General features: G+C 40.0%; 11 protein-coding genes. All 11 read right to left on the bottom strand.

The window, feature by feature from the left end; genetic code table 11:
- Positions 1-84: 84 nt before the first annotated feature.
- The 11 genes from era to nifJ all read right to left on the bottom strand — a co-directional run bounded on the left by era (position 85) and on the right by nifJ (position 12,081).
- Positions 85-984 (bottom strand): GTPase Era, encoded by a 900-nt coding sequence (gene era, locus OZX60_02195; GenBank protein WEV45577.1) that lies wholly within the window; start codon positions 982-984, stop codon positions 85-87.
- A 32-nt stretch (positions 985-1,016) separates the two neighbouring features.
- Positions 1,017-1,466, bottom strand: a complete 450-nt coding sequence (msrB, locus tag OZX60_02190; protein ID WEV45576.1) for a peptide-methionine (R)-S-oxide reductase MsrB — start codon at positions 1,464-1,466, stop codon at positions 1,017-1,019.
- A gap of 27 nt (positions 1,467-1,493) precedes the next feature.
- On the bottom strand, positions 1,494-1,895 hold the full coding sequence (locus OZX60_02185; GenBank protein ID WEV45575.1) for a diacylglycerol kinase family protein: 402 nt from the start codon (positions 1,893-1,895) through the stop codon (positions 1,494-1,496).
- Positions 1,879-2,382, bottom strand: coding sequence for an rRNA maturation RNase YbeY (ybeY, locus tag OZX60_02180; protein WEV45866.1), 504 nt, complete (start codon positions 2,380-2,382; stop codon positions 1,879-1,881). The genes OZX60_02185 and ybeY overlap by 17 nt, the downstream gene beginning before the upstream one ends.
- Before the next feature lie 65 nt (positions 2,383-2,447).
- Positions 2,448-3,413 (bottom strand): PhoH family protein, encoded by a 966-nt coding sequence (locus OZX60_02175; protein WEV45574.1) that lies wholly within the window; start codon positions 3,411-3,413, stop codon positions 2,448-2,450.
- 21 nt (positions 3,414-3,434) lie between these two features.
- The gene (locus tag OZX60_02170; GenBank protein ID WEV45573.1) at positions 3,435-3,602 is read right to left on the bottom strand and encodes a hypothetical protein; all 168 of its coding nucleotides are present in this window, start codon (positions 3,600-3,602) and stop codon (positions 3,435-3,437) included.
- Positions 3,603-3,642: 40 nt separating this feature from the next.
- Complete coding sequence (gene obgE / locus OZX60_02165) at positions 3,643-4,959, bottom strand: GTPase ObgE (protein WEV45572.1); 1,317 nt, start codon at positions 4,957-4,959, stop codon at positions 3,643-3,645.
- 188 nt (positions 4,960-5,147) lie between these two features.
- A complete protein-coding gene (gene glmM / locus OZX60_02160) occupies positions 5,148-6,500 on the bottom strand; it encodes a phosphoglucosamine mutase (protein WEV45571.1) in 1,353 nt (450 codons plus the stop codon).
- Positions 6,501-6,526: 26 nt separating this feature from the next.
- Positions 6,527-7,489, bottom strand: a complete 963-nt coding sequence (locus OZX60_02155; protein ID WEV45570.1) for a CdaR family protein — start codon at positions 7,487-7,489, stop codon at positions 6,527-6,529.
- Complete coding sequence (gene cdaA / locus OZX60_02150; protein WEV45569.1) at positions 7,486-8,352, bottom strand: diadenylate cyclase CdaA; 867 nt, start codon at positions 8,350-8,352, stop codon at positions 7,486-7,488. The genes OZX60_02155 and cdaA overlap by 4 nt, the downstream gene beginning before the upstream one ends.
- Positions 8,353-8,370: 18 nt before the next feature.
- Complete coding sequence (gene nifJ / locus OZX60_02145) at positions 8,371-12,081, bottom strand: pyruvate:ferredoxin (flavodoxin) oxidoreductase (protein WEV45568.1); 3,711 nt, start codon at positions 12,079-12,081, stop codon at positions 8,371-8,373.
- Between the last annotated feature and the right edge of the window lie 94 nt (positions 12,082-12,175).

The following is a 12,175-nucleotide window of genomic DNA, read 5'->3' as shown; positions in this document are numbered from 1 at the left end:
TATTTTCCCCTTAATTACTATCTAATTATCCTAATTATCCAATTAACTAATTACTAATAGAAAAAATTCTAGGAAACCTAGAATTTAATAATCGTCATTTCTATATCCAAAGTCTTGGAGATCAAAACGTTTATCACGCCAGTCCTTTTTAACCTTAACCCAAAGTTCAAGGTAGACTTTTTCACCAAGCATAGCCTCAATATCCTTACGAGCTAAAGTTCCAACTTTTTTAAGCATTGAGCCATTTTTTCCAATGATAATACCCTTTTGGCTCTTTCTTTCAACGACAACTGTTGCCATGATATGAAGTTTTGCTCCCTCTTCCTCGTGGCGCATTGAGTCAGTCACAACAGCCACTGAATGAGGCACTTCCTCACGGGTTAGTTGAAGAACTTTTTCACGAATCATCTCACTAACTAAAAAGCGTTCAGGGTGGTCAGTAATCATGTCTTCTGGGAAGTATTGAGGTCCTTCATCAAGCTTGTCAGCAAGTAAATCTAGTAGGCGACTTGTATTGTTTCCTTGAAGGGCTGAAATTGGAATAACGTCAGCAAAATCCATTTGACTTGAATAATCTTCAATTACCTTGAAGAGTTGGTCTGGATGAATTTTATCAATCTTGTTGATAACAAGAACAACAGGTGTCTTGCTTTGTTTTAGGCGCTCGATAATCATGTCGTCACCCTTACCACGCTCCTCATCAGCTGCAACCATGAAAATAATCACGTCAACTTCGCGTAGGGCACTGTAAGCTGCTTCGACCATGTAGTCTCCAAGGGCAGTTTTGGGTTTATGGATACCTGGGGTATCAATGAAAACAATCTGCTCCTTGTCTGTTGTGTAAATACCTTGGATTTTATTTCTTGTGGTTTGAGCCTTGTCACTCATAATTGCAATCTTTTGGCCCATCACATGGTTCATAAATGTTGATTTACCAACGTTTGGACGGCCGACAATTGCAACAAATCCTGATTTAAATGTCATAAATCTCCTTCTTATATATTGATCTTCTTTTGTTAATTTTTAAAAAGTTTCTTGTAGTCGCCGTAACCTTCTTGATCAAGCTTGTCATAGGGAATAAATTTCAGAGCAGCAGAGTTGATACAATACCTTAGGCCTCCTAGTTCCCTTGGACCATCTGTAAAGACATGTCCTAGATGAGAATCAGCATCACTACTTCTAACCTCAACTCGTTCCATACCATAAGATCTGTCCCTTTTTTCCTTGACACTTGATTTTTCAATTGGTTTTGTAAAGGCTGGCCAACCACAACCTGAGTTGTATTTGTCTTCTGAGGTAAATAGGGGTTCACCACTTACAACATCGACATACAAACCCTTGTCGAAAAAGTCGTCATACTTGCCTGTAAAAGCTCTTTCTGTAGCTGAATTTTGAGTTACTTCATATTCTTCTTTAGTTAATCTGTTACGTAAATCTTGATCGGTAAATTTGTTATAGTCTGACATAAAAATTTCCTCCATTTTCAAAATATCTTAGAATAACTTTGCTACTAGGTCAAAAAGTCTAGGTAGAAAAACAAATAGACCCACAACCATAGCAAATATTGATAAAACCAAAACTGCTCCTGCTGCCATATCTTTCGATTTTTTAGCCAGCATATTAAAGTGGTAATCACTTGCCAAGTCCACAACATTTTCAATGGCAGAATTTATCAACTCAGCTGCAATTACTAGAAAGACACTCAGGAAAATAAACAACCATTCAACCTTTGAAATTCTAAAAAGGATTCCTAAAAGGGTCACAGCTATAGCTGATAACAGGTGACTCCTTAAATTTCTCTCCTCTTTAAAGGCCGTTATAATACCCGACCAAGCAAATTCTAAGGAATTGATGAAGGTTACATTCTTCCAGCGCCTCTTATCTCTTGAGGCCATGGGCTGTTAGAATCTCCTCTTGGAGACCAAACATTTCCTTTTCATCCTCAGGGGTATAGTGATCATAGCCGTTGATGTGTAAAAATCCGTGGACGGCTAAGAATCCCATCTCCCTTTCAAAACTATGCCCATACTCTTCTGCCTGCTCATGGGCCTTGTCAACAGAAATATATAATTCTCCAATGTATGAATCAAATTCATTCATAAGCTCAGAACTGTCAAAATCCTCAAATCCATCTAGATCAAAGTCTTCTCCAAATGAAATTTCTTCAGGCTTATATTCTAAGCTTACAACATCAGTTGGCGCATCCTTATCCCTGTAATAATGATTAATTTCTCTAATCTTTTCATTATCAACAAAGGTTATCATCATTTCCTTTTCTTCGGAAAGATCAAGTTTTTGGGCTGCACTTCCCAGTAATTTTACAACATCTTCTTGCATCTCTTTTGAAACTTGTCCAGTTTCATCAAGCATTTCAACGTACATTTTCATTTCTCGCTATCTCATCTAAATTCCTTTAACAAACCAAAGGATAGGTTATTCTTTGAGGTTTAAGATTCCCCTTTAGGTTCTTCCTCATAGGCTTCGATAATTCTTGCTACCACAGGGTGTCTTACAACATCCTTGGCTGTAAAGTAGACAAAATCAATTGCCTTAATCTTTCTTAACTTATGCTCTGCATCAATCAAACCTGATTTAGCATTTCTTGGGAGGTCAATCTGACTTACATCCCCGTTAACAATCATTTTTGAATTAAATCCTAAACGGGTTAGGAACATTTTCATCTGCATGATAGTTGTGTTTTGCGCTTCATCAAGGATTACAAAGGCGTCATCCAAGGTTCTTCCCCTCATATAGGCCAAGGGAGCAATCTCAATGGTTCCGCGGTCCATCATCCTAGTTGTCGTCTCCTTACCTAAAATTTGGTAAAGGGCATCGTAAACAGGACGCAGGTATGGGTCAACTTTTTCCTGCAAATCACCTGGAAGAAAACCTAAATTTTCTCCGGCTTCAACTGCAGGTCTAGTTAAAACAATTCTTTTAACATGACCACGTTTAAGGGCCTGGACGGCTAAAACAACTGCTAGAAAAGTTTTACCAGTCCCAGCTGGACCAATTCCAAAGGTGATATCATGATTTTTAACAGCCTCAAGATAAATTTTTTGACCCATGTTTTTAACACGGATGGCCTTACCTTGGGCATCTCTAATAATTTCTTCCTCATAAAGGGAAATGAAATTATTTATTTCATCATTTTTAGCCATAGTATAGGCCGTAATAACATCCGGAGTGTGAACTTGCATACCCCTTCTTACTAAAATGAGAAGGGCTTCTATGGCATGGGCTACATTTTCAACGTCTTCAACTCCACCTAAAATCTGGATTTTTTCACTCCTATAGTGAATCTTCACGCCAGATGCATCCTCAAGATATTTTAAATGCTTGTCATGGGCCCCAGAGAGAACCATGCCCTCGTCTGGGTGGTTGAGATTAATTTCATATGAGATTTCTTCCATTTTTCACCTCCATCATGTCTGTTATTTTGTATCTGTTTGCTTTTTTAAACTTTCTTCTCTTTCCAATCTTAACTTGCGGTTAGGATTATAGCGATCAAAAAGTTCCTCAATTTTTTCCTTGGTCCAGGCGTCACTACTTACGACAAAGTTCCCGTCCTTATCTCGGTTGGAAATAATTTTAAAGGCCACATTTCACCTCGTATTATTAATTTACTTGTTTATTCAGCTATTAGTCAACGAATTCGAATTCAAACTTGCCGATTCTTACGATGTCGCCGTCGCGGGCTCCGCGCGCACGAAGGGCTTCATCAATTCCCATACCACGAAGCTGGCGGGCAAACTTCATAACTGATTCGTCGTGATCGAGATTAGTCATGCGGAATAGTTTTTCAAGCTTGTCACCTGAAAGAATCCAAGAGGCATCGTCATCACGAGTGATTTCAAATTCTGGCTCATCTTCATTGAATCCGTAGTAGGCTTCTTCTTCAACCGCAAAGTCCGCTTCGTCATAAACTGGGAACTCTGGAGTTGTTTCAAGAAGTTCTGCAGTTGCTTCAAGCATTGGTTGAAGACCTTGACGGGTAATTCCTGAAACCGGGAAGATCATTGGCTTGTCTTCAAACTCGTCGAACTCAGCATAAAGTTTTTCCTTGAATTCCTTAAGGTTTTCTTCTGAATCAGGCATATCCATCTTGTTAGCCACAATAATTTGTGGACGTTCAAGCAGACGAAGGTTGTAAGTTTCAAGCTCTTCATTGATGGCCTTGTAGTCCTCGTAAGGATCGCGTCCTTCCATTCCAGACATATCGATAACATGAAGAAGAACACGGGTTCTTTCAATGTGACGGAGGAACTGAGTTCCAAGTCCGATACCTTGGCTAGCACCTTCAATAAGTCCTGGCATGTCGGCCACAACGAAGCTTTCTCCGTCACCAACACGAACCATACCGATATTTGGTACTAGGGTTGTAAAGTGGTAGGCACCAATTTTTGGACGGGCATTTGAAATAACTGATAATAAAGTTGATTTACCAACTGACGGGAAACCAACGAGACCTACGTCAGCTAAGACGCGAAGCTCTAATAAAAGGCTACGATCTTCACCAGGTTCACCATTTTCAGCAACTTCTGGCGCTGGGTTTCTTGGGGTTGCAAAACGAATATTCCCACGTCCTCCACGGCCACCTTTTGCTGCTACAAACTCTTGGCCATTTTCAAGAAGATCGGCTAGGATTTTTCCAGTTTCTGGATCCTTAACTGTTGTACCTTGAGGCACTGAAACGATGAGGTCTGCAGAACCGCGTCCGTGCATTCCCTTGTTCATCCCATTTTCTCCGGCTTTGGCACGGAAGTTACGGTTGTACCTAAAGTCCATAAGGGTTCTTAAACCTTCATTTACTTTGAAGATTACATTTCCCCCATGACCTCCATCACCACCAGCAGGTCCCCCATCTGGTACGTATTTTTCGCGGCGGAAGGCAACCATCCCGTTACCACCATTTCCACCTTTTACATCTACTCTTGCTGTATCTAAAAACATTGACATGTACATTTTCCTCTAAATCTTATAATTACCCTATTATACCATAATTTCTATAAGTTCTCAGCCCAGAGAATCATTAAGAAATCATGACTAAAGCCTGCAAAAGTCTTATGAAAACATAAAAAAATCTGTCAGTCAAAATTTTTAACTTGACTAACAGACTTTCTATCAACTTTTACTGCTTGACCAGCTTAAATTCCAATCTCTTTTTTAACTACATCTGCAATGGTATCGACATAGTAATCAACTTCTTCATCAGTTGGGGCCTCAGCCATAACACGAAGAAGGGGTTCAGTTCCACTTGGACGAACTAAAATACGACCATTACCTGCCATTTTTTCTTCCATCTGAGCAATAATTTGAGCAATGGCTGGAACTTCCATGGCCTTATTTTTCATAGAATTTTCAACACGAATATTAACTAGTTTTTGTGGATAAATTGTAAGCTCACCAGCTAATTGGCTAAGAGATTTACCAGTATCACGCATAACTTTCATAAGTTGAATGGCTGAAAGCATGCCGTCTCCAGTTGTATTGTAGTCGAGGAAGATCATATGACCGCTTTGTTCACCACCAAAGTTGTAAGCATTTTTCTTCATCTCCTCAACAACATAACGGTCTCCAACCGAGGTAACAACACTTGTGATTTTATTGTCCTCTAAGGCCTTGTGGAAACCAAGATTACTCATAACTGTAGTAACAATCGTATCTTGAGCAAGTTTTCCTGCCTCAAATAGGTATTTACCAACAATATACATAATCTTGTCCCCGTCAACAATCTGACCGAGCTCATCAACGGCAATCAAACGATCTCCGTCTCCATCAAAGGCAAGTCCTAAATCTGATCCTGTTTCAAGAACTTTCTCAGCTAAGTTTTCCGGATGAGTTGAACCAACACCGTCATTGATATTTAAGCCGTTTGGACTTTCTCCAATAACCACAAAGTCTGTATCGAGGTCTGAAAAGACATTACGAACACTTGTTGATGTGGCACCATTTGCAGCATCAAGGGCAACCTTCATGCCAGTATAGCTACCGTCTCCCGTTTTCACTAAAAATTCGTCATATTTACGGACTGCTTCGCTGTAATCGTGAAGTTTCCCTAGTCCCTTGGCTGAAGGACGAGGTAATTTATCCTCATCTGCATCCAGTAGGGCTTCGATTTCAAGTTCTTGATCATCTTCAAGTTTAAAACCGTCTGCACCAAAGAACTTGATCCCGTTGTCTAGGGCTGGGTTATGGCTGGCTGAAATCATAACACCAGCTGATGCTCCCTCCTTTTTAACTAGATAGGCAACACCAGGAGTTGCAATTACTCCTAAGGTATAAACCTCAATACCTACACTTAAAAGACCAGCAACAAGGGCGCTTTCAAGCATTTGTCCAGAGATTCTAGTATCACGCGCTACATAAACCTTAGGTGTCTCTTCCTCATGTTGACTAAGGACATAACCCCCAAAACGCCCTAATTTAAATGCTAATTCTGGCGTTAGTTCAACATTTGCTTCTCCGCGGACTCCGTCAGTCCCAAAATACTTGCCCATTTAACTATATCTCCTTAATTAATAATTTACTCTTTTATAGGTGTCACCTTAACATTGACTTTTGTCGGTGTAATTGAAACATTATCCATGGTTAATGGGATTTCAATTGTTTTTTCCTTAGTAATACCTGAAACATCAATCGAAACAGGAATTTGATTTATACTATTCAGATATTCATAATCACCAGATATTGTAGCATTTTTTTCATCAATTTCAAAAGTGAACCCTGTAAATGGTTTTTCAATGGTTCCTGTTATCTTACCAGTTATAGGAACCTGCTTGCTTGGCTTTTTAATATTTACACTAAGCGTTGCTGTATCAGGCTTAATGGTCGCAGCTAAGATTTTTCCATCCTTATCTACAGCCTGCAAGGTAACCTTATCCTTGTAGCTTTCACTTAAAATTGTATCACTTGGTACAGCAGCTACAACCTTATCAATTTTAGCAAGGGTGTCTGCGCCACTGGTTACAGTTACCTGGCTTTTATCAAGTTCTGTACTTACAAGCTTATAGCCATCGGGTATTAATTTTTCATCAACCTTAGCAGTCACAGGAAAAGTCTTTGATGCCTTTTTCTCGATGGTTATTGTGACTGAATTTGGATCAACTTGACCATTTACACCACTAGCAAGCTCTTGAATTTTTATGGGAACATCCATTGTTCCTTCAGTAACATTTGTAAGATCAGCAACCAAGGTAAAGGTTCTGGTATCCTTCGATTTTTCAGCATCAAGCCTTACCTGGTTGTAGCTGGTCAAATATACTGTTGCTAAATTATCAAAACCACTTATAAAGTACTTGTCAGAATCATATTTAACCTGGATGGGAACATCTTGTAGGGTTACACTATAGGTCCTCATATTGGTCAAATTTTTTCCACTATTTTTTAACTGAATAGAACTTGCATTAAAAAATAAAATCAGGGCAAAAAGAAGGCTCACAAGGACATAGAAATTTTTATTGTATGACATTTTCTTCAGTCGCTTCATTTTTTCCTCCATTTAAGCTTTAATTTTTCAAGGAAATTTTCTGGAACCTTTTCTTTTTGGTAAAGCTCCTTTTGAAGAATTTCATCAAGCTCTTCCTTTGAAATATCGGCATAAAATTCGCCATTATAGGTTACACTTATCCCTCCTGTTTCCTCAGAAACAACTAGGGTTAGGGCATCGGTCGCTTCACTCATACCAATGGCTGCTCTATGACGGGTCCCAAAGGATTTAGGAATGGTACTCTTTTCAGTCAAAGGTAAGTAGGCACAGGCAGCAGTAATCTTATCGCCCTCAATAATAACAGCTCCGTCATGGAGAGGAGTGTTAGGTATAAAAATATTGATTAAAAGTTCGGCAGAAATATCAGAATCAAGAGGAATTCCCGTAGTTGAGAATTCATCAAGATTTTGATTTTTAGCAATGGATATGAGGGCTCCAATTTTCCTTTTAGCCATGTAGTCCAAGGCTTTTTCATAGGCCTGGATGTGATTTTTAGTAGGTTCCTCAGGTACATAAGGCCTGAGAATATTTGTCGAACGACCTAGTTGCTCAAGGGCCCTTCTGATTTCCGGTTGAAAGATAATGATCCCAGCAATTACCCCGTAAGTAATAACCTGGTTTAGTAGCCAGGTTACTGTTGTAAGCCCCATTATTTCACTTACAATTCTTATTAGGACGAAAAGAAGCACACCTCTTACAAGAGTTATAACCTTGCTTCCTTGAACATAACGCATAATTCGATAGATAAAGTAGGTGACAAGGGTAATATCAATAATCGACATGGCCAGTCTCCACGGGGTCATATTAAGCTGGATTATTTCAGTCCAAAATTCTGGGTTAAATATTTGATTTATTTCATTCATACAGTCCCCCTTCTTTTCTTATTTAGAGGACTTAAGAAGTTGTTCTTCTTGAGCTTGCTTTCTCTTAGCAGCTCTTTCAGCACGCCTTTGAGCCTTTTTAGCTTCTGCTTCTGGATCAACTACGCGTACACGCTTTTCCCTGACCCTAGCTTTTGGTGCTTCTTCTTTAGCATCTGCTGGGACATCTTTAGCCTTAGCTTTTTCTTCTCTGGCAAGGAATTTTTCAGCATCACCTGACATCCTAGCGTAACGCAAGAACTTACGACGGGCATCTTCTTTTGTTTTATCAAAAAGTTCATCTGCCTTGTCTGGATTTACTGCCTTAAGACTTGTAAATCTGACCTGCTTAAGCATAAAGTCAACCATTGAATCAAAATTAGGTTTCTTAAAGTCTAGGGTTAGAGGGTTTTTACCACGCTCTTCCAAATCTGGATTATAGCGGTAAAGTTGCCAGTAACCTGACTCTACAGCTTCTTTGGCTTCCTTAAGACTTTGGCCTAGCCCTCCTTTTAGACCGTGTGAAATACACGGAGTATAGGCAATAATAATTGATGGTCCGTTGTGACGCTCAGCCTCTTCAAAGGCTTTTATGGTCTGCATTTGGTTGGCCCCACTTGCAATTTGCGCTACATAAACATTTCCGTAAGTCATGGCCATAAATCCAAGGTCCTTCTTGGCTGCTTCTTTACCTGCTGCTGAGAATTTTTCAATAGCTGAGGCTGGAGTCGCTTTTGAAACCTGACCACCTGTGTTGGCATAGACCTCATTATCCATAACAAGAAGGTTTACATCGGCTCCACTTGCAATAACATGGTCAATTCCCCCGTAACCAATGTCGTAAGCCCAACCGTCACCACCAATTATCCACTGGCTTGGTTTAACAAATTGATCTTTTGCTTCAAGAATACTTGCAAATTTAGGATCTTGAGCTACATCAGCTAGGGCTGCCTTTAATTTTTCTGCCCGCTGACGAGTGCCATCAGATTCAAACCTATGCTCAATCCAATCTTTCATAAGAAGGGCCAAATCTTCTGGCGCATCTGTTAGGAGCTCTTCCATTTGACTAGCAAGCTTATCACGTCTTGCCACACTAGCAAGCCACATACCGTAACCATATTCAGCATTGTCTTCTAAAAGAGAGTTTGACCAAGCTGGTCCTTGTCCCTGATCATTTGTTGTATAAGGAGTTGCAGGAGCAGCCCCTCCCCAGATAGATGAACATCCTGTTGCATTAGCAATCATCATTCGGTCACCATACATCTGAGTTAGAAGCTTAACATAAGGAGTTTCTCCGCAGCCTGAACAAGCACCTGAGAATTCAAGAAGGGGCTTGTTAAACTGGCTGGCTAAAACTGAACTTCCTTTGACCGGATTTTCCTTGTGGCGCAAGGTCATGGCAAAGGCCCAGTTAACTGCTTCATCACGAACTTTTTCATAAGGCTTCATGACAAGTGCGCCCTTATCCTTAGCAGGACAAGCTTCCACACAAAGTCCACAACCTGTACAGTCTTCAACAGATACTTGAATACGGTATTTTAGGCCGTCTTTTCCTTTAAAGTCCTTGGTAATAAATCCTTCAGGAGCTTGATCCATCTCACTTTCGTCAGCCAAAAACGGTCTAATGGCTGCATGAGGACAGACAAAGCTACATTGGTTACATGAAATGCAGGCCTCATTGTTCCAGATTGGAACTTCAAGGGCTACCCCGCGTTTTTCAAAGGCTGCAGCTCCTAGAGGAATTCGTCCGTCAGTCATATCATTAGCTACTAAATCACCAACTGATAGGTCATCACCCTCCTGGGCATTAACCTGATTTACAATTTGGAAAACATACCTGTTTTCACCCTTGTCAGCTTGCTCTTTTTTAGGTGCTGATGCTTCCTTCCAGCTTTCTGGAACCTCGACCTTATGCACCCTTTCAGCTGCTAAGTCCATGGCCTTGAAATTACTTTCAACAATTTTCATTGATTTTCTAGCATAAGACTTATGGGCATCCTTTTTCAGAATGTCTAAAACTTCTTCAAAGGGCATAATGTTAGTTAGCTTAAAGAAGGCAACCTGCATGGCTGTATTAATCCTTCGACCAAGACCTACCTCACGGGCGATATCAACAGCGTTTAGGGTATAAAATTTAATGTCATTTTCTGCGATATATTTTTTAAATTTACTTGGCAGGTGTTTGTCAAGTTGGTTATCATCCCACAGGGTATTTAGAAGGAAGGTTCCTCCTTTTTTAAGCCCCTTTAAGACGTCGTATTGGTGGAGGTAGTTTGGTGCATGAACAGCAATAAAATCAGCCTTTTGGATTAAATAAGTTGATTTTATCGGTGTATCACCAAAACGCAGGTGACTTACAGTAAGTCCACCTGATTTTTTAGAATCATAGGAGAAGGCTCCCTGAACATACTTGTTTGTGTTATTCCCAATAATTTTAATTGCTGATTTATTAGCCCCAACTGTTCCGTCACTACCAAAGCCCCAGAATTTAGCCTGGTAGGTTGATTCAGGAGTAAGGTCAATAACCTCACCTAAGTCTAAAGATAGATTACTTACATCATCTTTTATCCCAATGGTAAATTGTTTTTTACTGTCGGATTTTTGTAGTTCATTATAAACGGCAACAATCTGCTGAGGAGTTGTATCCTTACTTCCGATACCATAACGGCCACCAATCACCTTAATATCGTAATTGAATAAGGCATTTTGAACATCTAAAAATAAAGGTTCCCCGCCACTACCGGGTTCTTTGGTACGGTCAAGAACGGCAATACTTGTAGCAGTTTTTGGTAGTTTTTCAAGGAAGTTTTCAACTGGGAAAGGTCGATAAAGGTGGATATTTAAGAAACCAACCTTACGTTCTTGACTGTTAAGATGATCAACTGTTTCTTCAATGGTTTGACCAACACTTCCGATTGAAACAATGATCTCAGTAGCTTCAGGATGACCATAATAGTTCACAAGATCGTAATCTGTACCCCTGAGCTCATTGATTTTTCTCATGTACTTTTGAACAATAGCCGGTGTTTTTTCATAGTAACCGTTGATTGTTTCCCTTTGTTGGAAGTGGATATCAGGGTTTTGGTTACTTCCTGAAACAGACGGATGATCAGGATTCATGGCACGGTTTCTAAATTCATCCAGTTTTTCCTGGTTGATTAGACCCTTTAAATCCTTGTAGTCAATAACATCAATTTTTTGAAGCTCATGACTGGTCCTAAAACCATCAAAGAAGTTTAAAAAGGGAACACTTGCTTCAAGAGTTGCGAGGTGGGCTACTGCTGATAGATCCATAACCTCTTGAACACTTGACTCAGCAAGCATAACATAACCTGTAGTTCTGGCTGCCATAACGTCGGTATGATCCCCGAAGATATTTAGGGCATTGGTTGTTACGGCACGGGCTGCCACGTGGATTACACTAGGTAAAAGCTCCCCTGCAATCTTAAACATGCTTGGAATCATCAGAAGAAGTCCCTGGCTGGCTGTATAAGTTGTAGCAAGAGCTCCTGCTTTAAGGGCTCCGTGGACTGCTCCTGCAGCTCCCGCTTCACTTTGCATCTCAGTTATTTTTACAGGCTGACCCCAAAGGTTTTCAAGGCCCTTAGCTGACCATTCGTCGGTATATTCTGCCATTGGAGAACTTGGTGTTATTGGATATATTGCTGATATTTCAGAAAAGGCATAGGCAATATGAGCTGCTGCCATATTCCCATCCATTGTTTTTTTCATTGAATTTCCTCCTTCAGAGGTTGGTTTTTTCTTTTTTTATAGTCTATTGGATTATTATCATTGTTAATAAAGAATTAACAATCTCCTATATTTT

This window comes from Streptococcaceae bacterium ESL0687, from assembly GCA_029392475.1.
In the GTDB taxonomy this organism is placed as follows: Bacteria; Bacillota; Bacilli; order Lactobacillales; family Streptococcaceae; genus Floricoccus.
The sequence above is the reverse complement of the archived record's forward strand: the minus strand, read 5'-3'. Positions and strand labels throughout refer to the sequence as shown.